The organism is Cryobacterium sp. AP27 (assembly GCF_056680495.1).
Genome location: NZ_CM155285.1, coordinates 3323726 through 3345403 on the forward strand (window position 1 = coordinate 3323726; position 21678 = coordinate 3345403).

Here is a 21678-nt window from a genome sequence, read left to right on the forward strand (position 1 = left end):
CGGCTACTTCCGCTTGCGCCGGCGCGACGCCGACGGGCGCGACACCGTGGACACCCCGGGAACGACCGGAGGCGGCCGGGTGCCGGAGTCACCGGCGGCCGGGCCGAGCGGCTTGCGGGGCACCGGCTGGGACCGTACCGGCTCGCCCCGGCGCTCCTGGCCGGGGATCGGCCGGGACCGGCGCCCGTAAATGAGTTCGGAGGAGTCCAACAGCCACGGCACGAGCGCGATCGTGACGCCGTGCACCATCATGAGCTTCTGGCGCAGCCGCCGGGCCTTGTGGTTGTGCAACAGGCTCTCCCACCAGTGACCCACGATGTAGATCGGCGTGTACACCGTGACGACCTCCGAACCGTGGTCCTCCCGACGGCCGCGAATGTAGGTGATGAGCGGCCAGCTGATGTCCCGGTACGGTGAGGCGATAATGCGCAGCGGCACCTGGATGTTCTGTTTGACCCACGCTCGCTTGAGGACCTTGGTTTCGGCGTCGTCGATGGACACGTGCACGGCCTCGAGGGATTCGTGACGGGCCGCGATCGCGTAGTCGAGCGCCTTGAGCACGGGCTTCTGCATCTTCCCGACCAGCACGATGGCGTGGTCGCCGCTTGACCCGAACGTCGTGACCGGGTCCACCTCGATCTCCTTGGCGACGTCCCGGTAGTAGCGGTTGACGCCGACCATGAGAGCGAACAGGACCGGCATGAGTACGAACACCAGCCAGGCGCCGTGGGTGAACTTGGTGATCGTGACCACGACGAGCACGACACCGGTCAGCGCGGCACCGAAGCCGTTGATGGAGAGGCTCCAGATGATGGATGCCCGGTGCGGCGGGTTGGTCTTGAGCAGGTTCAGCCAGTGCTTCACCATGCCGGTTTGCCCGAGGGTGAACGAGACGAAGACGCCGATGATATACAGCTGGATGAGCAGGGTCAGGTTGGCCCGGTAAAGCACCATGATCACGCACGCGGCCAGGGCCAGTAGCACCACGCCGTTCGAGTAGATCAGTCGGTCGCCGCGGGTGCTCAGCGACTTGGGCGCATACGAGTCGCGGGCGAGCACGGAACCGAGCAGGGGGAATCCGTTGAACGCCGTGTTGGCCGCCAGCAGCAGCACGGCCGCCGTGGCAGCCTGCAGCACGAAGAACATGATCGAGGAGTTGCCGAAGGTCGCCGCGGCCACCTGGGCGATCAGGCTGCGCTGCGGTGCGGTCGCGCACTCATCCCAGCCGATCAGGTCGCAGGGCCGTTCGGCATAGTGCACATTCGCCACGAGTGCGAGCGTGGTGAGGCCGATGAACAGCACGATGGCGATGCCGCCCATGAGGGTCAGCGTGGTTTGCGCATTCTTCACCTTGGGGCGTTTGAACGCGGGAACACCGTTCGCGATGGCTTCCACGCCGGTCAGGGCGCTGCATCCGCTGGCAAAGGATCGCAGCAACAGCAGGATGAAGGCGGCCTGAGCCAGGTTCTCGCCCTGCACGTCGAACCCCGCGGACTCGGCCACGGGGGCGTCGCCGAGCGCCACCCGCACGAGGCCCACGATGATCATGAAGAGCACGCTCGCAACAAAGAGGTAGGTCGGGATGGCGAAGGCCTTGCTGGACTCGCGCACGCCGCGCAGGTTGACGGCGGCGAGCAGAATGATGAAGAAGACCGCCATCTCGACGCGGAACGGGTTGAGGCCGGGGAGGGCGGAGATGATGTTGTCCACGCCGCTGGCGACCGACACGACCACGGTCATCACGTAGTCCACGAGCAGGGCGGATGCCACGATCAGGCCGGCCTTTTCGCCCAGGTTGCGATGGGCCACCTCGTAATCCCCGCCGCCGGAGGGGTAGGCCTTGATCAGTTGCCGATACGAGGCGACGACGACCACCAGCAGCACAACGACGACGGCGGCAACCCAGGGGGCGAAGCTCAGGAACGCGAGCCCGCCGAGGGTGAGGATCATGAGCAGTTCTTGCGGCGCGTAGGCCACGCTCGAGAGCGGGTCGCTCGCAAAAATGGGCAGCGCCAAATGCTTCGGCAGCAGCTGACCTTCCAGATGCTCGGTGGGGAGGGGGTCGCCGATGATCCACCGCTTGCGCGATCGGTTTTCCGGTATGGGGGCGTGCGCCTCGGGTGTCACGAGGCATGACACTACACCCAAGCGGCGCCGTGTCAAATCGGGGGAGTCTACGTACCCGGCGTCGCCGCCTGGGCGGCGTCGATGACGCGCCACAGGGAGGTGCGAAGTTCGTCCAATTGCCGCAGACTCATGCCGAGTTTGTCGACCACTCGCGGCGGAATCGTTTCGGCCTCGGCGCGGAGGGCGTGTCCGGCGTCGGTGAGCGAAACCTCGAGCACGCGTTCGTCGTGGACGCTGCGTTGCCGGGCGACGAGGCCGGTACGTTCCAGGCGTTTGAGCAGCGGTGACAGCGTGGCTGGTTCGAGACGGAGCTCCTCTCCGAGGTTCTTGACCGACCGGGGGCTGCGTTCCCACAGGGCGAGCATCACGAGGTATTGCGGGTGGGTGAGTCCGTACGGCTCGAGAATCGGGCGATAGAGCGAGATGACGCTGCGCGATGCGATTGCGAGCGCGAAGCAGACCTGGTTTTCGAGACGGAGCAGATCGGTGTCGGTTGTCGTCGGCTGCTCGGGCCGGTGCGCGTCGTTCATTTGGTTAGTATACTAATCATTATGAGACGAACGACTTCGGGTCGGGGCGGCTGGGCCTCCTGGATCAACCGAAAGCTCTTGCCCCTGATCGGCCCGCCGCCGCTGGGACCGTACCCGGTCGTGGCCGCGGCAGATGTCGCGGCGCGCAAGGCGCACGACGTCTGCCCGATCTGCGGAGCACTCATGGCGATGCACGAGGTCGATCGCTCCGGACCGCGAACCCAGATCTTCCACCCGACGCCGGAACAGATCCGCGAGCGCGGCGCGCCCCCGAAGGCCTGACGCGGCGTCGGCCCGCCCGTCGTGGGGCGCACCGGCGCTACGCGCCGAGGGACGCCAGAATTCGGGCCCGCACCTCGGCCAGTTCCCGGCGCAGATCGGAGACCGTGCCGGCGGGAACCCGGGAGCGGTAGGCCTGGGTGCGCAGATCGGCGCGCAGCTGCTGCCGAAATTCGTTGAGCACCATGTCGGCCTCGTGCAGGGCCCGGTTCGAATTCAGGCGAACCGTCGTGCCAGGCTCGGCCCCGGCAGCGGGCTCCTCACCGGCGTGCGCTGTGGGCGGGGCCTCCGGTTGGCGGATGCCCCCGTCGGTCGGTTGTGATGTCTTTTCAGACGGTCCGGTTCCTGAGCCATGCGCTTCCGAGGCGTTTCCTGCGGTGCCGGGCGAACTCCCGGCGACGTCGGTGCGGGCCTGGCGCGCGGCCGCGGCCAGATCCGCGCGCAGAGAGCGCATGGCCGCGTTCACACCGGAACGCACCTCGGTCGCGAGGCGACGCACCGAGTCGGTGACCTCGTCTTCGATGGCGCCGAGTTCACCGTCCCTGGCCGCGAGCTCCGCGCGACCGGCCGGGGTGATTTCGTAGACCGTCTTGCGGCCGTCGGCCGCCTTGGTCACGAGGCCCTCCTCCTCAAGCTTGGCGAGGCGCGGGTAAATTGTTCCGGCACTCGGACTGTACGTGCCCCCGAAGCGCTCGCTGAGCGCCTGGATCAGCTCGTAGCCGTGCCGCGGTCGTTCGGCCAGCAGGCTCAGCAGGTACAACCGCAGGCTGCCATGGGCGAACACGGGTGTCATGATGCGGGACCGCCGGATTCGGTGGGGGACGGTGCCGTCGGCGGGGTGCTCTGCGCGGCGGCCGGGTCGGCACCCGTTTCGCCGGTGCCGGTCCGCCGCACGACGGAGATGTCGCCGGAGACGGAGTTCGCGCGCAGCTCGACCCAGGAGCCGTCAAGCGCGCCGCTTGACGATTCGTAGGGCCGTCCGAAGGTGCCGCGAACCGTCTGGTCGTCGAGCTGCAGGGTGCCGGAGATGGTGTTGAGTCGGTAGCGGGCGGCGACATCGGCGGCCAGGCGCACGGTGAGATTGCCGCTCACCGTGTTGGTGGTGATCTCATCGGGCGTGCCGTCGAGATCGAGGAAGACATTGCTCGTGACTCCGTCGAGGCCGAAGCGGCGGATGCGCCCGCTCGCGGTGATCTCGCCCGTCACGGTGTGCACGTTGACCGTGCCCTCGTGATTGCGCACCGATACCTCGGCGCTGACCGCATTGATTTCGAGGTGGCCCTCGCCGGCGTCCACCACGAGCCCGCCAGAGACGGTGCTGAGCTTCGCGTCGTTGTGCAGGCCGGAAATGAGCGCGTCCGCGGAGACCACTCCGAAGGTGAGCGCCACGTCGCGGGGCACGAGAACACTGACCTCGGCCCGGGATGTGCCGCGGAATGACGCGAACACGTCGATGAAGTTGTCCCAGCGCAACTGCACGTGGTCGATCTCGAGCGCGTCGCCGTTCATGGAGATTCTGAGCTCTTTGCCGCTCACACTGTTCACTTCGATGCGCGCGCCGGGCTCGTCGTGGCCGATCACATCGACGGTGCCGCCGATCATGCCCAGTTTGAGTCTGCGCACCACGTCAACGTCGATGATCTTGGTCTGTCCGGGGAAGACCAGCCATTTTTCCAAAGACACCGGAGGATCCTTTCTGTCGGGATAACGCGATATATCGCGTTTATAGAAGACACGATATATCGCGTTTGGGGATCGCGCAAGAGGCTCCGCCCGGTTAGTACCAGAAGAAGGCGAGCCACGCCGGGTGGTGCGCGTGCACCAACACGAGGAACACCACGGCATCGAAGAGCAGATGTACGCACACCACGTAGGTGAGCGACCGCGTGCGGGCGAACGTGTAGCCCTGCAGCAGCGCGAAGGGAAACGTGAGCACGGGTCCCCAGCTCTGGTAGCCGAGCTCCCAGAGAAAGGAGCAGAAGATCACGGCCTGCAGCACGTTCGCCTGCCAGTCCGGAAAATGGCGCCTCAGCAGGGCGAAGATCGTGCAGATGAAGAAGAGTTCGTCCCAGATCCCCACGAATCCCACGCCGACGAAAAGTCGGGCGATCTCGTCGGGAGCGGTCACCACGGGCCAGTTGAGGTAGGCGCCGGAACCGATGAAATACCGGGGCAGCAGCAGGTAGCCGAGCAGCAGCACGAGCGGAAGGTAGGCGCGTTCGAGTGTTGTCCACCGTTGGCCGGTGCGAATCGGAAAGCGAACGGCGTGGTCGCGGTATCCGTAGCGTGAGAGGAGGTACGGCACAAGCACCGAAAGGGAGAGAACGCTGCCCATGAGGGCAATGTTCGGGTAGTCGATGTTCGCCTCGACCGAGATCGTGCTGACGATGCCCAGACCCAACGCGATGAGCAGCAGGTCGCGAAACAGCGCCCGGTTGAGCACAAACGAGAGCGCCATCGCCGCCGCCAGCACGAGGTAACCGGCAACGGGCATCCGCAGGCCAAAAAGCAGAACCGCGGATGCACTCACCAGGGCCGCCGGAATCAGTCCCCAGCTCGCACGGGGCCGTGTGTTCGCACGGGTCCGGGCGGTCGCGCCGGTCGTCGCTCTGCGCATGCTTCAGCCTATCCAGCGACCGGCGCCCCGGGGAGAAAACGTCTCGTTTCTCGATCGTCGCGGCGATAGGTTGGAACGGTGACCCCTGCACCGAGCGACCTCGACCCCGTCTCCCTTCTGCGGCAGCTCGTGCAGATCGATTCGGTCAATCCCGACCTCGTGCCCGGGGCGGCCGGTGAGGGTGAGCTCGCGCTGTGGTGCGCCGACTGGCTCCTGACCCGGGGCTTCGCGGTGAGCGTGCTCGAGGAAACCCTCGGCAGGCCGTCCGTCGTGGGGGTGAAGCGTGGCGCCGGCGGCGGCAGATCCATCATGCTCAATGCGCATCTCGACACGGTCGGAGTCGCCACCTACGACGGCGACCCATTCAGCGGGGACCACGTCGGCGGACGCGTGTACGGCCGCGGCGCCGTCGACACCAAGAGCGGGCTGGCCGCGATTTTGGTGGCGGCGGCACGAGCCTCCGCCCTGCCGCTGGCCGGCGACATCGTGGTGACGCTCGTCGCCGACGAGGAGTTCGGCAGTCTCGGCACCGAGGAGGTGTTGCGTACCTACCGCGCGGATGCCGCCATCATCGTGGAACCGAGCGGGCTCGAGCTCACGACGGCCCATCGCGGGTTCGCCTGGTTCGAGCTGACGCTCACCGGCCTCGCGGCGCATGGCTCTCAGCCCGCACTCGGGGTGGACGCCATTGCGCATGCCGCCCTTGCGATGCGGGCACTGGATTCCCTGCGCGACCGCCTGGAATCCCGCCCGGCGCACCCCGCCCTCGGCCATGGCGCGGTGCGCGTGTCGATGATCAGCGGTGGCGACGACGCCGCGACGGTCGCCGCGAGCTGTGTGCTCACCCTGGAGCGGCGGATGCTGCCCGGCGAGCCTCCGAACACCGTGGAGGCCGAGCTGCGCGCGCTCTTCACCGATCTGGCGAGCACGGTGCCCGGGTTTCGGTTCGAGCTGCGTCACCTCGTGGCGCGCGGAGCGTTCGAGGCCGAGCCGGAATGGCCGATCGTGCGAGCGCTCACCGACAACGCGGCCCGAACGCTCGGGCACGCGCCCGCCACCCGCGGCGAACCGTTCTGGACCGACGCGGGCCTCGTGCTGGCGGCCGGTATTCCGTGCGTGGTCTTCGGCGCGACCGGGGACGGGCTGCACGCCGACACCGAGTGGGTGGATGCGGCATCCGTCGTCGACCTCACCGCCATACTCGAAGGGACGATCGCGGATTTCTGCGGCTGACCGGTCGAAAATTCCACTCGCATGCGCTTGACATTGACGTAACGTCAAATTCTAGCGTTGTTGTCAGAGCGAGTGCGCGGGAGGCGACATGGACTGGTCCATTCAGGAGACAGCGCGGTTGGCGCACACGACGAGCCGCACCCTGCGGCACTACGGGGAACTCGGTCTGCTCGAGCCCAGCCGCATCGGCAGCAACGGCTACCGGTATTACGACGAACGGTCGCTCGTGCGATTGCAGCGCATTCTGCTGCTGCGCGAACTGGGCCTGGGGCTGACGGCCATCGGCGAGGTGCTCGAACGGCACCGGGACGAGCGCGCCGCCCTCACCACCCACTTGCACGGGCTGCGTGACGAGCAGCAACGTCTTACGCGACAGATTCACTCGGTGCAGCACACGATAGACACCCTGAACGGAAAGGAACAGCTCATGGCAGCGACCATGTTCGACGGTTTTGACCACACCGTGCACAGGGAGGAGGTGGAGCAACGGTGGGGCCGGGAGGCCTACGCCAACAGTGACTCGTGGTGGCGTGCCCTGTCGACGACCGAGAAGGCGGCATTCCAGCAGTCGATGGCGCAGCTCGTCGTGGACTGGCAGTCGGCGGCTGGAGCCGGCCTCGCTGCCGACAGCGAGGCGGCCCAGGAGCTTGCCGCTCGGCAGCTCGAGTGGCTCCGAGGTATCCCGGGCACGCCCAGCGGGCCAGACGGCGGTCCGTCGAAACAGTACTTCACGGGTCTGGCCGAGATGTACCCGGCGGACGAGCGATTCGCTGCGACCTTCGGCGGCCAGGCCGGTGCCGAGTTCGTACGCGACGCCATGCTGGTTTACGCCGAGCGCAACCTCTGATCTGCGCGGAGCTAGCGGATGCTCGCGGCGGGCTCCGGTGCGGGCTCCGGTGCCGGCACGGGGCGTGTCATCGAGAACAGGGGGATCGTGATCTGGCACAGCGGTCCGATGAGCACCGCGAACAGCACCGTGCCCACGCCCACGTTCCCGCCGAGCGCCCAGCCGATGCCGAGCACCGTCACCTCGATGGCGCTGCGCACAACCCAGATGTTCCAGCCCGTGCGCCGGTGCAGGCCGGTCATCAGCCCATCACGTGGGCCGGGACCGAAGTGTGCACCGATGTACAAGCCCGTCGCCACGGCGACGAGCAGCAGCCCGGCAGCGAAGAGCAGCACCCGCACCCACAGGTCGAGCCCCTCGGGGATGAGCAGGAGTCCCACGTCGGCGGACGGCCCGACGAGCACAGCGTTCAACAGCGTGCCGACGCCGGGCTTCTGCCGAATGGGGATCCAGAGCGCGAGCACCACCACGCTGATCAGAATGGTGATGATCCCGAAACCGAGATGAGTGTGCGCGTCGATGCCCTGGGTCAGCACGTCCCAGGGGGCCACCCCAATGGCCGCGCGAACAATCAACGCGATGCCGATTCCGTACAGGAAAAGGCCAATATGCAGTTGAGCGAGTCTCCGGGTCATGGAAACTAATCCAATTGCATAGTCAACCTGTTATCAAGAGTCCAATCTTCGTATAGTGGCCTTATGGTCGAGAATCAGATCAGTGCACGAAACCTGGAAACGCTGCTCGGACAGTGGCGTGGGGGAGCGAGCGCCTACGTGTCGCTGAGCGAACGCATCCGCCTGCTCACCCTGGACGGCCGCATCGCCACGGACAGCCGTCTTCCCGCAGAACGGGATCTGAGCGCCCGTCTGGCCGTGAGTCGCACCACGGTGGCCGCCGCGTACCGGCGGCTCCGCGAGGGCGGTTACCTGCGCAGCGTGCGAGGTTCCGGCAGCGTGACCCGACTGCCGCCGGCGCATCCCGGCGACTCGCCCGCCGTGGGCGCGGGCGTCATCGATTTCAGCAAGGCCACGATGCCGGCCCTGCCCGGTCTGGCGGATGCCGTGCAACGCGCGGCCGCGGACCTGCCCGCGCACCTCGGCGAGTCGGGGTTCGAGCCGGTGGGGCTGCCGGCGCTACGCGCGGCCATCGCCGACCGGTATGCCGCGCGCGGTTTGCCGACCACCCCTGAGCAGATCATGGTCACCATTGGGGCCCAACACGCCATCTCGCTGCTCAGCCGGGTGCTCGTCAATCGCGGCGACCGTGCGCTCATCGAGAATCCCACTTACCCGCACGCCGCCGAGGCACTGCGCTCCGCCGGGGCCCGCCTCGTCGGTGTGAGCGTGTCGGCCGGTGGCCCGGACGCCGACGCCCCACCGCGAGGCTGGGACGAGATCGCCCTGCTGCAGACTCTGCAGCGCAGCAGCCCCGCGCTGGGCTACCTCATGCCCGACTTCCACAATCCCACCGGCGAGAGCATGCCAATGCCGCAGCGCGAACGCGTGATCGCCGCCGCGGCGCGCAGCGGCACGGTCCTGATCATCGACGAGACGATCGCCGAACTCGCCATCGACCGCGAGGGCGAATTCGCGCCGTTTGCGAGCTGCGGCCGTGCCACGGACGAAGACACCGTCGTGAGCATCGGTTCGGTGGGCAAGTCGGTGTGGGGCGGCATCCGGATCGGCTGGATCCGGGCCGAACCCACGCTCATCCACAAGCTCGTCGCGGCGCGGACCGCGAACGATCTCGGCACTCCCATTCTCGAGCAGCTCATCGTTACCCGCTTGCTCGGCGATATTCCGGGCATCCTCCGCCTGCGCGCCGACCAGCTTCGTGCCGGCCGGGACCATCTCGAGCGCCGCCTCTTCGAAACATTCCCTGAATGGCATGTACCGCATGTCGACGGTGGCATCACCGCCTGGGTGAACCTGGGTCGCCCGGTGAGCTCGCAGCTGGCGCTCGCCGCACGCAACCACGGACTCATCGTCCCGGCCGGCCCGCTCTTCGGCCTCGACGGGGCCTTCGAACGCTTCTTGCGCATGCCGTTCATGCATTCCGTCGACGACACCGACCGCGCCGTGGACGCGCTCGCCCTGGCCTGGGCGTCCCTGCCGCGGCATCCATTCACCGCCGACGAAAGCGGCTCCCTGGCCACGGTCGTCTAGCCCCCTTTCCTTGATTTTGCCGGGAACGCGGGTGAGACTGAGCGCGGGCATGTTCTCGCCGTTCTGAGCATGCGGAACAGGGCACTCACACGGACCGTGCTCGGCGACATCCGTGACGTGGCGGGCGTGCGCGAAGACCGACACAATCTTCACTCGGCCCACCGGGCCCTGGTGCCTCATTTTTGAGGAATTCCCCCACTTTGCGGCGTGGTGGTTAGGCTCGAAGCATGACAACTCCCGATTTTGTTCTCGACCTGCGAGAACACATTGGCCACGCGCCGCTCTGGCTGACCGGTGTGACCGCCGTCGTACTCCGTGGCGACGATGTGCTGCTCGTGCGTCGCACCGACACCGGGGAATGGTCGCCGGTCACCGGGATTATCGATCCCGGTGAGGAACCGGCCGATGCCGCCGTGCGCGAAGTGCTTGAAGAAGCCGATGTTGTGGTCAAGGCCGTGCGCCTGGTATGGGCGCATGTGCTCGACCCGGTCACGTACCCGAACGGGGATGAGGCGCAGTATCTTGACCTGGTCTTCGCCTGCAGCTGGCTCAACGGCGACCCTGCCCCGGCGGACGGGGAGAATTCGGAGGCGGCCTGGTGGCCCCTGTCCGAGCTTCCGCCCATGACCGACAGCTTCGCCCGCCGCATTCGCTCGGCGGCTGAATCGTTCGGTCCGGCGCTGTTTTCCCAGCGCCTGCCCGTGGACCTCCCCGAACCCGCCTAGCCGAGGATCACGCCGCGGGAGGCCAGGAACGGCTGCGGATCAACGCGCGTTCCGTCGACGCGCACCTCAATATGCAGGTGGCACCCCGTGGCGGCACCCGTGCGGCCCACGCCGGCGATGACCTCGCCTGCGGCCACATGGTCGCCCTCGGAGACGAGCACATCGCCGGTGGCGAGGTGGGCGTAGCCGGTCTGAAGCCCGGAGCCGTGATTGATGACGATCCAGTTGCCGTAGGTCCCGAGCGCGCCGACGGACGAGACTATGCCGGAGGTTGCCGCGCGCACCGGGGCGCCACACGCCGCGCCGATGTCGGTGCCGTGGTGGAAGTCGCCCACGGTGGGCAGCGGGCGAATCGGTCGATATCCGAAGACGTCGGTGATACGACCGAGGGCGGGCAGGGCCCAGCCCTGGGCGCTGAGCTGGCCGGTGTCCAGCGCGGAGAGCCGCGCCGCGCCTGACGGCTCGATGACCGCGGTTGCCGACCCGGCCGGGCTCGCCACGGCCGCGTCCAGCCGGGCGAGTGTCAAGGTGGCGGCATCCACGGCGGCCTGGGCCGCGTCGAGGTCCGCTTGACGAGCGGCGATCGGAATCAGCGCGGCCACGTCCCGGGCGGCAACCACCTGGTCGAGGAGTGATTGTGCGCGGGCGGCGTCCCGTGCAGCACGTGCCCGAACGGTATCGATGCTGCCGGTGAGCTGGGAGAAGCGGTCGACGGACGCCAGCGCGGAGAGCAGGTTGTCGCCTGAGAGCAAGGCATCCACGGAGGCCGTTCCCGTTCGCTGTCGCCCGAGCTCGAGCACGAGGCCCGTGAGGAGTCGCCGCGAATGGGCGGCCTTGGTGGCGGCCGTGTCGGCGAGTGTCTGCAGGGTGTCGGCGCGGCTTGCGAGGGCAGCGAGGGTCGCCTGTGCCGAGGCGAGGGCTCTCGAGGCGGTGTCCCTCTCGGTGAGCGCCGCCGTCACGGCGTTCTGAGCGGATGCCCGCGCCAGGGCCTGCCGTGCGGCCGCCCGTTCCGCGGCGGCGCGCGCTGCCTGTGCGGCTGCCTGTGCGGCTGCCTGTGCGGCTGCCTGTGCGGCTGCCTGTGCGGCGGCGACAGCGTGCGCGTCGGGGCGGGGGATCGTGTGCGGAACAGCGGGAATGATGTCGTCCTCGGGAACGGGAACGGGAACGGGAACGGGAACGGGAACGGGAACGGGAACGGGAACGGGAACGGGAACGGGAACGGGAACGGGAACGGGAACGGGAACGGGAACAGGAACGGGAACAGGGACCGGAACCGGGGTGGGAACGGTGACGGGAACGGGCGCAGGGACCGGAACCGGGGTGGGGACCGGAACCGGGGTGAGGACAGGAACCGGGACCGGAACCGGGGTGAGGACAGGAACCGGGACCGGAACCGGGGTGGGCGCCGCGACGGGGGCGTCGGGCCGGCCGGCGGGCTGCGCGGAGGGCGTTGGTGCGGCCGGTTCACGGATGGGCGTCGGCGATAGCGTACGCGTCGGGGCGGGCGAAGGCGTGGGTGACGCGGCGGGTTCCGGGACGAGATCCGGCAGGGGATCGGCTTGCTCCGGGACGGCGGGTGCATCTGATGTCGCCGGCATGGCGCTGTTCGTTGAGTCGCCGGAGGTCACGGTCGGTACGGGCGTGTCTCCTTCTGCCGCGAGCGCACCCTGCGGTGCCGTGAACGCGACCAGGGTGAGCGTGAGCGCCGACGCGGTCGCAACGGCCAGGCACCGGGAGCGTGCGTCAGCAACAGGAATTCGGCGAAATCTCAATGTTGAGGTCATTTCACTTGGGTCACGCTTGGAGGTCGACTCCACACGAGGCCATGACCCCATAGCGGGCCAGCAGCGAACTTCGACGTCGACGTGGCGCCAGTATGCCACGCCGCTTCGGGTGCTACAAGGAGATGAAAAACACGACCCTGTTCACCCCAGATCGCCCACAACCCCTGCGGCGGCATCCCGCACCGCACCGGTCTGAACGAGTGATACGACACCCTCGATCTCCGGCGACAGAAAGCGATCGTGACCCGGGCCGTCGGCCACGGTGCGCACGACGCGGCGCACGGCATCCGTTGCGGCGCCGGGCTGCAGCGGTGCGCGCAAATCGAGCGCGCGGGCCGCGGTCATGACCTCGATCGCGAGCACCCGGCCGAGGCCGTCGAGCGAACGGCGCAGCTTGCGGGCGGCGTGCCAGCCCATGGAGACGTGGTCTTCCTGCATCGCGGAGGAGGGGATGGAATCAACGGATGCGGGCGCGGCCAAGCGTTTGAGCTCGGAGACGATTCCGGCGGCGGTGTACTGCGCGATCATCAGCCCCGAGTCGACACCCACCTCGTGCGCCAGAAACGGAGGAAGCCCCTTGTTGCGATTGGCGTCGAGGTGGCGGTCCGTGCGGCGTTCGCTCATGCTCGCCACGTCGGCGGCCGCAATCGCGAGAAAATCGAGCACGTACGCCACGGGAGCACCGTGGAAGTTGCCGTTGGATTCGATCCGCCCGTCGAGCGTGACGACGGGGTTGTCGACCGCGCTCGCGAGCTCACGCTCCGCCACCCGGGCGGCGTGGTCGGCGGTGTCGCGGGCCGCGCCGTGCACCTGCGGCGCACAGCGCAGCGAGTACGCGTCCTGCACGGTGGGGTCCTCCGGGCCGGCGTGGCTCGCGAGTAGCGGCGAACCGGTGAGCAGCGCGCGCAGGTTCGTGGCGCTCACGGCCTGGCCCACCTGGGGTCGCAGGGCGTGAAGGTCGGCCGCGAAGGTCGCATCCGTTCCCAGCAGCGCCTCGATACTCATCGCCGCGGCGATGTCGGCGGTCTGCATCAGCACCGAGAGATCGTGCAGGGCAAGCACGAGCATGCCGAGCATGCCGTCGGTGCCGTTGATCAGGGCGAGGCCCTCCTTCTCGGCGAGCACGACCGGAGTGATGCCGACTGCCGCGAGAGCCTCCCCGGCGGTCATCGCCGTGCCGGCCGCATCGCGTACCTCCCCCTCACCCATGACAGCGAGGGCGCAGTGGGCCAGAGGTGCGAGGTCGCCGGAGCAGCCGAGCGAGCCGTATTCGCGCACTACGGGGGTGATGCCGGCATTCAGCAGGGCCGCATAGACCTCGACGGTCCGCGGCTTCACGCCTGTGCGGCCCGTCATGAGCGTCGACAGGCGCAGCAGCATGAGGGCGCGCACGACCTCGCGTTCCACCTCCGGTCCGCTCCCCGCGGCATGTGAACGCACGAGACTTGCCTGCAGCTGCGCGCGGCGGTCGGAGGTGATGAACGTGGTGGCAAGGGCGCCGAAGCCCGTGGAAATGCCATAGTGCGGGTTCGCGTCGCTCGCGAGGTCATCGATGATCAGTCGCGTCGCGGCCACGCCCTCCAGCGCGGCCGGGTCGAGCAGGATCGGCGCCCCGTTCCTGGCGACCGCCACGACATCGGAAAATGACACCGCGCCGGCGACGACGATAACGGATGCCTCGGGTGCGGAGGACGGGGCGACGATGGAGGCGGGGGCGGGGCTCATGTTCCGATTCCACACCCTTTTGCGGCGCTGCGGGTGCTGCTAGCGTGGGAACAGTCCGGTATACCGGACATGTCAGGGGGATTCGGAATGGACGTGAACGTGGCCCGCCCCAAGGTCCCCGCGGCGGACAGTACCTTGCGAATCCTCACCCACCTTGCGGCCCAGAGGGGGCCGGTAGCGGCCGGCGCCATCGCTGCCGCGCTCGCTTTGCCGCGGTCGACGGTCTACCAGCTGCTCGCCGTGCTGGCGGAGCGTGGATTCGTTGTGCACCTGCCCGAGGAACGACGGTACGGGCTCGGTGTGGCCGCGTTCGAGCTCAGCAGCGGATTCTCCCGCCAACAGCCCCTCTCGCGACTGGGTCGCCCCCTGATTGCGCAGCTCGTGGACCAGGTGGGGGAGAGCGCGCACCTCGTCGTGCTGCACGGGCGAGATGTCATCTATCTCGTCGAGGAGCGTGCGCCCCGACGCACCTCACTCGTGTCGGATGTGGGCGTGCGCCTGCCGAGTCATCTGACGGCGAGCGGTCGTGCCATGCTCGCGGCACTTCCGGCCGCGCAGTTGCGCGCGCTGTTCCCCGACCCGGCGGCCTTTTCCACCCGGGACGGACAGGGGCCGCATACGGCGAGGGAGCTGCGCCGCGTGCTCGACGAGGTGCGATCGCGGGGTTTCGCCCAGGAAGACGGCGAGATCACCGCAGAGATCGCATCCGTTGCCGTGGTGGTGCGCGACCACGCGGGCTGGCCGGCGGCCGCGATCGCCGTGACATTCGCCCGGCGGGACGTGGCCGAGGCAGACTGGCCGGCGCTCGCCGCGCAGATCGCCGGCACGGCCGGGGAGCTGTCACGTCGCATCCGCGGTCGGGTTTCCTAGCCGCTCCCGCACCGCCTCCGTGGCCGCTACGATCGTTGCCGCCGCGCGACCCGATCCCGAGGAGAGGCGAGGCGGAGAGAGCCGCCGCTAAGAACCGAGATTGTCGTGCAGAAAAGCGGCGACCCGGGCGCGCAGCTCGGCGTCGAGGAGCCCGATGGAGTGCACGCCGCCCGGCACCGTCACGAGTTCGTGCCGGATGCCCACGTTGTCCAGGGCTGAGGCGAAGCGCGTCGCCTGCGTGAGCGGCACGAACTCCCGTGCGGAGTTGGCGATGAAGAACGGCGGATCGCTCGCGTCCAGTTGAGTCAGAGGCGAGGCGTCGGCGGCCTGTGGGCAGGCGCTCAGCGTGTCGCAGTCAAGATAGCGCAGCACCAGGTTCTGCAGGCGCGGGGAGGCGCCGTCCGTGGCCATCGACGCTCCGCGCAGATCGCTCGGCCCGGAGAGCTCGGCGACCGCTGCCACCCGCGATCCCTCGGTGAGGGACCCTTCCCCTCTGGTGCCGAGCAGCGCGGCCAGGTTTGCGCCCGCCGAGCCGCCGAAAGCGCCGATCCGGTCCGCGTCGATACCGAATCGATCGGCGTTCGCGGGCGCGCGGATCCATTCCACCGCGGCCTGGATGTCGTCGATGCCCGCGGGGAAGGGGGCCGTCGGGGTGAGTCCGTAGTCAACGGAATAGGCGACGAAGCCCTCGGACGCCAGCCATTCGCACACTTGACGCCAGTCGTCGCTCGACTTGTCGCCACGCGTCCAACTGCCGCCGTGGATCGAAACGACGGCGGGGCGCGGCGGTGAACCGGCGGGAGCCGTTGAGCACACGTCGAGTTGCAGCGGGCCGCCGTCCGGCCGGGTGCCGTAGGTGATGTCTGTCGTGACGGTCACGTTCTTCGAGGCCTCGAAGGTACGCACGCCGACAATCGGTTCGGTCACGACGTCGGCCGTCGTGGTGTCGCCGGAAACTCCCACAAAGGCAACCGTGCACGCCGCGGCGACCGCAACGATTCCCAGAACGGCCAGAAGGCGGATGCGGGGGGTCCCTATGCGGGGGAAACGACTGCCGATGGTCACGCGGGCTCCGAGAATGATCTTCGTACAGGGACAGGGTTGAGCCTAGAACCTCTTGCTGCGTGCAAGCCACACCGAGCCGGTCGCCGGCCGGCGGGCCGCAAGCGGCCGGCATCTCGTCTTCCCGGTGCGGTGGGCGAGATCATAGGCCACCAGCGAACCGAATTGTGCGCCGGCCGTGACATTTCGGGTTCGATCGGGTAACGTTGACCAGTCGGCTCTTGACACCGCGCTGTGCGTGGATGGGTTTGTAAGTCAAGTTGGGCCGGTTTCCCAGTAATCCGCTGGTGAAAAATCACTGTATGTGAACGGCCCCGGCCATAGACTGCCCGGGTTCTCAGTTACGTCGCATGTGCGACGTTGTTCTGCCATGTACTGAACACAACCCAGGAACACTTCTATGCCCCAGAGCAAGAACAATTACGATCCGAAATACGCCGCCAAGAGCGGGCCCAACCGTGGCGGATCAAACAACCAGGGCAGCAAGAGCCCCGGTCACCGCGGCTACAAGGCTGACGAAGGCGCCCCCAAGAAGCAGCGTTGGAACGCCGACGAGCGCGCATCCCGCGCAGCTGAGCGTCCCGCGAGCGATCGCGGCAGCTACGGCGACCGTCCCTCCTATGGTGCGCGCAGCGACCGCCCGGCCACCGGCCAGCGCTCAGAGCGTCCTGCCTACAACAACGACCGCAACAGCGAGCGTCCCGCTCGCGGCGGTGACCGTCCGTCGTACAACGACCGCGCGCCCCGTGGCGACCGCCCGTCGTACAACAACGACCGTAACAGCGAGCGTCCCGCCCGCACCGAGCGCCCGTCGTACAACGATCGCGCTCCGCGCAACGACCGTCCCTCGTACGGCAATGACCGCAACAGCGAGCGTCCCGCTCGCGGCGGTGACCGTCCGTCGTACAACGACCGCGCGCCCCGTGGCGACCGCCCGTCGTACAACAACGACCGCAACAGCGAGCGTCCCGCCCGCACCGAGCGTCCGTCGTACAACGATCGCGCTCCGCGCAACGACCGTCCCTCGTACGGCAACGACCGCCCGTCGTACAACAACGACCGTAACTCCGAGCGTCCCGCTCGTACCGAGCGTCCGTCGTACGGTGACCGTGCTCCGCGCACGGATCGTCCTGCCTACAACAACGACCGTAACTCCGAGCGTCCCGCTCGTACCGAGCGTCCCGCTCGTACCGAGCGTCCGTCGTACGGTGACCGTGCTCCGCGCACGGATCGCCCTGCCTACAACAACGACCGCCCGGCCCGCACCGAGCGTCCGTCCTACGGTGACCGCGCCGAGCGCGCTCCCCGCAACTTCGACCGCAACGACCGTCCGGCCCGCGGCGAGGGCGGGGACAGCACCTTCTACCCGAAGCGCTCCGAAAACGGCGTCAAGCCCAGCTTCGCCGGCGGCGACGACGTGGTACTCGAGCGCCTCGAAGCCACCGCCACGACGGCATCCGATGTGGTCGGCAAGACGTTCGGCGACCTGGGCCTCGGCGAGAACATCGTTCGCGAACTCGCTTCGCTCGGCGCTCCGGCACCGTTCCCTATCCAGGCCGCCACCATTCCCGACGTGCTCTCCGGGCGCGACGTTCTCGGGCGCGGCAAGACCGGCTCCGGCAAGACCATCGCTTTCGCTGCTCCCCTCGTGGAGAAGCTCATGGAGAACAACGGCGCCAAGGACCGCAAGCACGCTCGCAAGCCGCGCGCGCTCATCCTGGCCCCGACCCGTGAGCTGGCGCTGCAGATCGACCGTACTGTGCAGCCGATTGCCCGCAGCGTGGGGCTCTTCACCACGCAGATCTATGGAGGTGTTCCCCAGTACCGTCAGGTCAGTGCCCTCCAGCGCGGCGTGGACATCATCGTCGGCACTGCCGGACGTATCGAGGACCTCATGGAGCAGGGTCGTCTTGACCTCTCCGAGGTTGTCATCACCGTTCTGGACGAGGCCGACTACATGTGCGACCTCGGGTTCCTCGAGCCCGTGCAGCGCATCCTCCGCGCCACCAAGGCGGGCGGCCAGAAGCTGCTCTTCTCGGCAACCCTCGACAAGGGTGTTGCCTCGCTGGTCAAGGAATTCCTGACCAACCCGGCCGTGCACGAGGTCGCCGGTGAAGACCAGGCCTCCTCCACGATCGACCACCGCGTGCTCGTCATCGAGCACCGCGACAAGAGCCGCATCATCCAGGAGCTCGTCAACCGCGCCGGCAAGACGCTCATCTTCAGCCGCACCCGTGCGTATGCCGAGCAGCTCGCCGACCAGCTGGAAGACGCCGGCGTGAAGGCCACCAGCCTGCACGGTGACCTGAACCAGGCCCGTCGTACCCGCAACCTTCAGATGCTCACGAGTGGCCGGGTCAACGTGCTGGTTGCAACGGATGTCGCCGCTCGCGGAATCCACGTTGACGACATCGACCTGGTCATCCAGGCCGATGCTCCCGACGAGTACAAGGCGTACCTGCACCGCGCCGGCCGCACGGGCCGCGCGGGCAAGTCCGGCACCGTCGTGACGCTCATCCCCAAGCAGCGCAAGCGCCGCATGGACGAGCTGCTCGATCGTGCAGAGATCGACGCCAGCTACACGTCCGCCGGTCCCGGCGACCAGGCTGTGCGTGAACTCGCCAGCATCTAACACCCGCTTCAGCTGAGAAGGGGCACCCGCCATGCGGCGGGTGCCCCTTCTGGCGTTTAATCAGCCTGTGCCTGTCTGCCGCCTGATCAAGATTGCGTGGATGGAGCGGCCGCCCAACGGAGCAGACGCCGAGCCGCGCGGACAACCTGCGCGATGGCCTCATCGTCGGTCGCGTTGGACGTATCGACGATCACACATCCGCGGTCCTCGGCCATGCGGCGGTAGCGGTCAACGAAGTGCCCGTGCCGGTCCCTGGCCTCCCGCGCCTCGGCGCCGTGGCCCAATCGCTTGAGGGTGGTCGGCAGGTCCGCCCAGCACAGGATCGTCGGTATCCATAGCTGCCAGCGCTCGTAGAATTCCTCGTCCGACACCAACGAGCCCACCGTTATCCAGGAGCGTTCCACCACGATGGGACGCATCGGACCGGAACGCCGGATTGCCGCCGTGATGGCCGCCGCACCGATTCGCAACACTGCGTCGCTGTCGCCGGCCTCGTCGGCCCTGGAGAGAAGCAGCCCCCGTTCGCCGCCGAACGGCCGCACGTACGAGGCATTCAGTGCGTCGGCGGCGCCCCGGGCGATCGTGGTTTTGCCCGTTCCCTCATGCCCGTCGATTCCGATCACCCCCGCGAGCGGCCCCGGGTGCGGGTGTCGGGTGATCTCCTCGAGCGGGATCGGCTGGGTGTCAAAGGAGTCGCCGCTCCCCGGGGCGGTGGCACTGGTCACGACGTTCCTCTTTCATTTCGGGATGCCGGCGAAGGCAGCATCCCCGCGCACGTCATCCGACACCCGATTCGGCAGCGAGGTGTTCAACTGCTCCGAGTATGCCGCAGAGCGCAGGACTGTCAAGGGCCGCAGAACTATGGTGGTGACAGCGCAGGTTGCCGAGCGGTCGACTATCTGCCAGAATTACTTTCCGAACGGTCGGTTACTAATTCGACGCGTTCACCACAGCATTCACGCAGACACCGTCGTCAGGAGAAACCATGGCAGAGGCCTATCTCGTTGGAGGGGCACGTACCCCCGTCGGTCGTTACGGCGGAGTGCTCTCCGGAGTCCGCCCCGACGACCTCGCCGCGATCGTTGTCGCCGAAGCTGTACGCCGAGCAGGTGTCGACCCGTCGCGCATCGACGACATCATCTTCGGCGCGGCCACGCAGGCCGGTGAAGACAACCGCAATGTGGCGCGCATGGCCGCTCTGCTCGCAGGCCTGCCCGACGGGGTCCCCGGCATCACCGTGAACCGCTTGTGCGCCTCGGGTCTGTCCGCCATCACCATGGCCGCCCAGGCCGTTCGAGCGGGAGACACCGACATCATGGTCGCCGGCGGCGTCGAATCCATGACCCGCGCACCCTGGGTGCAGGGAAAGCCGGAACGCCCCTGGGCCAAGCCGAGCCCCCAGTTCGACACGTCCATCGGCTGGCGCTTCGTCAACCCGCGCCTGGCGGCCCGCGACAAGGCCACCTTCTCCATGAGTGAAACAGCCGAAGAGGTCGCCCGTCTCGACGGCATCACCCGCGACGAAGCGGATGCGTTCGCCCTGCAGAGCCAGCAACGCGCCGCCGCCGCGATTGATGCGGGACACTTCGTCGACGAAATCGTCGGCGTTCCAACCAAGGCCGGCGAGGTGCTCGTCGATGAGGGACCGCGCCGGGATACGACGTTGGAGGGCCTCGCGAAACTGCGTCCCATCGTCTCGGGTGGATCCGTGGTCACCGCCGGCAATGCGAGCTCGCTCAACGACGGAGCATCCGCCGTGATTGTGGCCAGTGGCGAGGCCGTCAAACGGTACGGCCTCGTGCCGCGCGCACGCATCGTGTTCGGTGCGAGCGTGGGCCTCGCCCCCGAAATTATGGGTCTTGGACCCGTCGGGGCCACCCGGAAGGTGCTGGACCGCACCGGACTGGACGTCGACGACCTCGGCGCGATCGAGCTCAACGAGGCTTTCGCCACCCAGTCGCTCGCCAGCATCCGCCGTCTCGGTCTGGATCAGCGGATCGTCAATCGCGATGGCGGAGCGATCGCGCTCGGTCACCCCCTCGGATCGAGCGGTGCACGACTTGTTGTGACCCTGCTCGGACGGATGGAGCGTGAAAACGCCCAGCACGGCCTCGCCACCATGTGCGTGGGCGTCGGCCAGGGCTCGGCACTAATCCTGGAGCGTGTCTGATGAGCAAAGTAGGACTTGAACTCGGCGATCGCGGCGAGAGCGGGGTACCCGAACGGGTCGGCGTCCTGGGCGGCGGCCGGATGGGTGCGGGCATCGCGCATTCCTTCCTGCTCGCGGGGGCGCACGTCTGCCTGGTCGAACGCAACGAGGTCGAGGCCGAGGCCGCTCGGGAGCGGGTGCTTCGCGCCGTGACGGCGAGCATCACCCGCGGAGCCACCGGCGAGACGCAGGCCGAACTCACCGACCGACTGCACGTGGGCTGGGACTTCACCGCCTTTGCCGACCGGGAACTCGTCGTGGAAGCGGTGCCGGAGGTTCGAGCGCTCAAGGTCGACGCACTGCAGCGCGTCGAGGCCGAGCTCGATGCGGACGCCGCCCTCGCGAGCAACACCTCCTCCATTTCGATCGACGACCTCGCCGCCCAGCTCGAGCGCCCCGCCCGTTTCCTCGGACTGCACTTCTTCAACCCGGTGCCCGCCTCGACCCTCGTCGAACTCGTCGCCGGCCGAGAGACGTCCGCCGAACTCATCGCGGATGCCCAGGCCTGGGTCGTGGCGCTCGGCAAGACGCCCATCACCGTCAGCGACGCCCCCGGTTTCGCGTCATCGCGGCTCGGAGTGGCCCTCGGTCTTGAGGCTATCCGCATGCTCGAGGATGGCGTGGCCTCCGCCGAGGACATCGACGCGGCAATGATGCTCGGATACAAGCACCCGGTCGGCCCGCTTAAACTCACCGACCTGGTTGGGCTCGACGTGCGCCTCGGCATCGCCGAATACCTGCACAGCCAGCTCGGGGCCCGATTCGAGCCCCCCGCCCTGCTCCGTCGGCTCGTGGCCGAGGGAAAACTCGGCCGCAAATCAGGCCAGGGCTTTTACAGCTGGACCGACTGATGATGCCCACTTCGTCCACTCT

The 21678-nt window shown here is 68.0% G+C and carries 19 protein-coding genes; 9 read left to right on the forward strand and 10 right to left on the reverse strand.

Annotated features, from left to right (window positions below):
• Positions 1–3 precede the first annotated feature (3 nt).
• Together AC1MB9_RS15745 and AC1MB9_RS15750 are read right to left on the reverse strand one after the other, a co-directional pair.
• Positions 4–2127 carry an APC family permease gene (locus tag AC1MB9_RS15745; protein WP_479962853.1) on the reverse strand — a complete coding sequence of 708 codons (2124 nt, stop codon included), beginning with the start codon at positions 2125–2127 and terminating at the stop codon, positions 4–6.
• A gap of 47 nt (positions 2128–2174) precedes the next feature.
• The gene (locus AC1MB9_RS15750) at positions 2175–2657 is read right to left on the reverse strand and encodes a MarR family winged helix-turn-helix transcriptional regulator (RefSeq protein WP_479962854.1); all 483 of its coding nucleotides are present in this window, start codon (positions 2655–2657) and stop codon (positions 2175–2177) included.
• A 21-nt stretch (positions 2658–2678) separates the two neighbouring features.
• On the opposite strand from AC1MB9_RS15750, the gene AC1MB9_RS15755 reads away from it, so the two are divergent.
• The gene (locus AC1MB9_RS15755; RefSeq protein ID WP_479962855.1) at positions 2679–2939 is read left to right on the forward strand and encodes a hypothetical protein; all 261 of its coding nucleotides are present in this window, start codon (positions 2679–2681) and stop codon (positions 2937–2939) included.
• 37 nt (positions 2940–2976) lie between these two features.
• On the opposite strand, the gene AC1MB9_RS15760 is transcribed toward AC1MB9_RS15755, so the two are convergent.
• The 3 genes from AC1MB9_RS15760 to AC1MB9_RS15770 form a co-directional block, all read right to left on the reverse strand.
• Entirely contained in the window at positions 2977–3729 is a 753-nt protein-coding gene (locus AC1MB9_RS15760) for a PadR family transcriptional regulator (protein WP_479962856.1), read from the reverse strand.
• Positions 3726–4619 (reverse strand): DUF4097 family beta strand repeat-containing protein, encoded by an 894-nt coding sequence (locus AC1MB9_RS15765; protein ID WP_479962857.1) that lies wholly within the window; start codon positions 4617–4619, stop codon positions 3726–3728. The genes AC1MB9_RS15760 and AC1MB9_RS15765 overlap by 4 nt, the downstream gene beginning before the upstream one ends.
• A 94-nt stretch (positions 4620–4713) precedes the next feature.
• Positions 4714–5553 (reverse strand): CPBP family intramembrane glutamic endopeptidase, encoded by an 840-nt coding sequence (locus AC1MB9_RS15770; RefSeq protein ID WP_479962858.1) that lies wholly within the window; start codon positions 5551–5553, stop codon positions 4714–4716.
• A 78-nt stretch (positions 5554–5631) separates the two neighbouring features.
• On the opposite strand from AC1MB9_RS15770, the gene AC1MB9_RS15775 reads away from it, so the two are divergent.
• The gene (locus AC1MB9_RS15775; RefSeq protein ID WP_479962859.1) at positions 5632–6786 is read left to right on the forward strand and encodes a M20/M25/M40 family metallo-hydrolase; all 1155 of its coding nucleotides are present in this window, start codon (positions 5632–5634) and stop codon (positions 6784–6786) included.
• Positions 6787–6874: 88 nt separating this feature from the next.
• Positions 6875–7633 carry a MerR family transcriptional regulator gene (locus AC1MB9_RS15780; RefSeq protein ID WP_479962860.1) on the forward strand — a complete coding sequence of 253 codons (759 nt, stop codon included), beginning with the start codon at positions 6875–6877 and terminating at the stop codon, positions 7631–7633.
• Between the two features lie 11 nt (positions 7634–7644).
• On the opposite strand, the gene yczE is transcribed toward AC1MB9_RS15780, so the two are convergent.
• Positions 7645–8268: a membrane protein YczE gene (gene yczE / locus AC1MB9_RS15785; RefSeq protein WP_479962861.1), complete on the reverse strand. Its 624-nt coding sequence runs from the start codon at positions 8266–8268 to the stop codon at positions 7645–7647.
• Positions 8269–8331: 63 nt separating this feature from the next.
• Between yczE and yczR the strand changes: the two genes are divergently transcribed.
• On the forward strand, positions 8332–9798 hold the full coding sequence (yczR, locus tag AC1MB9_RS15790; RefSeq protein WP_479962862.1) for a MocR-like transcription factor YczR: 1467 nt from the start codon (positions 8332–8334) through the stop codon (positions 9796–9798).
• A 227-nt stretch (positions 9799–10025) separates the two neighbouring features.
• Positions 10026–10523, forward strand: a complete 498-nt coding sequence (locus AC1MB9_RS15795; protein ID WP_479962863.1) for an NUDIX hydrolase — start codon at positions 10026–10028, stop codon at positions 10521–10523.
• Here the strand turns inward: AC1MB9_RS15795 and AC1MB9_RS15800 are convergent.
• Positions 10520–12307: a M23 family metallopeptidase gene (locus AC1MB9_RS15800; RefSeq protein ID WP_479962864.1), complete on the reverse strand. Its 1788-nt coding sequence runs from the start codon at positions 12305–12307 to the stop codon at positions 10520–10522. The genes AC1MB9_RS15795 and AC1MB9_RS15800 overlap by 4 nt on opposite strands.
• Positions 12308–12448: 141 nt before the next feature.
• Entirely contained in the window at positions 12449–14032 is a 1584-nt protein-coding gene (gene hutH / locus AC1MB9_RS15805) for a histidine ammonia-lyase (RefSeq protein ID WP_479962865.1), read from the reverse strand.
• Positions 14033–14119: 87 nt separating this feature from the next.
• Between hutH and AC1MB9_RS15810 the strand changes: the two genes are divergently transcribed.
• On the forward strand, positions 14120–14902 hold the full coding sequence (locus AC1MB9_RS15810; RefSeq protein ID WP_479962866.1) for an IclR family transcriptional regulator: 783 nt from the start codon (positions 14120–14122) through the stop codon (positions 14900–14902).
• 87 nt (positions 14903–14989) lie between these two features.
• Here the strand turns inward: AC1MB9_RS15810 and AC1MB9_RS15815 are convergent, their stop codons facing one another.
• Positions 14990–15967: an alpha/beta hydrolase gene (locus tag AC1MB9_RS15815; RefSeq protein WP_479962867.1), complete on the reverse strand. Its 978-nt coding sequence runs from the start codon at positions 15965–15967 to the stop codon at positions 14990–14992.
• A 397-nt stretch (positions 15968–16364) separates the two neighbouring features.
• Here AC1MB9_RS15815 and AC1MB9_RS15820 point away from each other — a divergent pair, with 397 nt between their 5' ends.
• Positions 16365–18596: a DEAD/DEAH box helicase gene (locus AC1MB9_RS15820; RefSeq protein WP_479962868.1), complete on the forward strand. Its 2232-nt coding sequence runs from the start codon at positions 16365–16367 to the stop codon at positions 18594–18596.
• A gap of 86 nt (positions 18597–18682) precedes the next feature.
• Here AC1MB9_RS15820 and AC1MB9_RS15825 read toward each other — a convergent pair whose 3' ends face one another.
• On the reverse strand, positions 18683–19321 hold the full coding sequence (locus AC1MB9_RS15825) for a hypothetical protein (RefSeq protein WP_479962869.1): 639 nt from the start codon (positions 19319–19321) through the stop codon (positions 18683–18685).
• A 260-nt stretch (positions 19322–19581) separates the two neighbouring features.
• Between AC1MB9_RS15825 and AC1MB9_RS15830 the strand changes: the two genes are divergently transcribed.
• Both AC1MB9_RS15830 and AC1MB9_RS15835 read left to right on the forward strand, forming a co-directional pair.
• Positions 19582–20766, forward strand: a complete 1185-nt coding sequence (locus AC1MB9_RS15830; RefSeq protein ID WP_479962870.1) for a thiolase family protein — start codon at positions 19582–19584, stop codon at positions 20764–20766.
• Positions 20766–21656, forward strand: a complete 891-nt coding sequence (locus AC1MB9_RS15835; protein WP_479962871.1) for a 3-hydroxyacyl-CoA dehydrogenase family protein — start codon at positions 20766–20768, stop codon at positions 21654–21656. Before AC1MB9_RS15830 ends, AC1MB9_RS15835 begins: the two co-directional genes overlap by 1 nt.
• The last annotated feature ends 22 nt before the right edge of the window (positions 21657–21678 follow it).

What these genes read in the sequence shown, in the direction of transcription:
- AC1MB9_RS15770 (WP_479962858.1), bottom strand. Translation starts at nt 5,553, where the DNA reads ATGCGCAGAGCGACGACCGGCGCGACCGCCCGGACCCGTGCGAACACA.
- AC1MB9_RS15760 (WP_479962856.1), bottom strand. Translation starts at nt 3,729, where the DNA reads ATGACACCCGTGTTCGCCCATGGCAGCCTGCGGTTGTACCTGCTGAGC.
- AC1MB9_RS15830 (WP_479962870.1), top strand. Translation starts at nt 19,582, where the DNA reads ATGGCAGAGGCCTATCTCGTTGGAGGGGCACGTACCCCCGTCGGTCGT.
- AC1MB9_RS15795 (WP_479962863.1), top strand. Translation starts at nt 10,026, where the DNA reads ATGACAACTCCCGATTTTGTTCTCGACCTGCGAGAACACATTGGCCAC.
- AC1MB9_RS15780 (WP_479962860.1), top strand. Translation starts at nt 6,875, where the DNA reads ATGGACTGGTCCATTCAGGAGACAGCGCGGTTGGCGCACACGACGAGC.
- AC1MB9_RS15750 (WP_479962854.1), bottom strand. Translation starts at nt 2,657, where the DNA reads ATGAACGACGCGCACCGGCCCGAGCAGCCGACGACAACCGACACCGAT.
- yczE (WP_479962861.1), bottom strand. Translation starts at nt 8,268, where the DNA reads ATGACCCGGAGACTCGCTCAACTGCATATTGGCCTTTTCCTGTACGGA.
- AC1MB9_RS15835 (WP_479962871.1), top strand. Translation starts at nt 20,766, where the DNA reads ATGAGCAAAGTAGGACTTGAACTCGGCGATCGCGGCGAGAGCGGGGTA.
- AC1MB9_RS15800 (WP_479962864.1), bottom strand. Translation starts at nt 12,307, where the DNA reads ATGACCTCAACATTGAGATTTCGCCGAATTCCTGTTGCTGACGCACGC.
- AC1MB9_RS15820 (WP_479962868.1), top strand. Translation starts at nt 16,365, where the DNA reads ATGCCCCAGAGCAAGAACAATTACGATCCGAAATACGCCGCCAAGAGC.
- yczR (WP_479962862.1), top strand. Translation starts at nt 8,332, where the DNA reads ATGGTCGAGAATCAGATCAGTGCACGAAACCTGGAAACGCTGCTCGGA.
- AC1MB9_RS15755 (WP_479962855.1), top strand. Translation starts at nt 2,679, where the DNA reads ATGAGACGAACGACTTCGGGTCGGGGCGGCTGGGCCTCCTGGATCAAC.
- AC1MB9_RS15810 (WP_479962866.1), top strand. Translation starts at nt 14,120, where the DNA reads ATGGACGTGAACGTGGCCCGCCCCAAGGTCCCCGCGGCGGACAGTACC.
- hutH (WP_479962865.1), bottom strand. Translation starts at nt 14,032, where the DNA reads ATGAGCCCCGCCCCCGCCTCCATCGTCGCCCCGTCCTCCGCACCCGAG.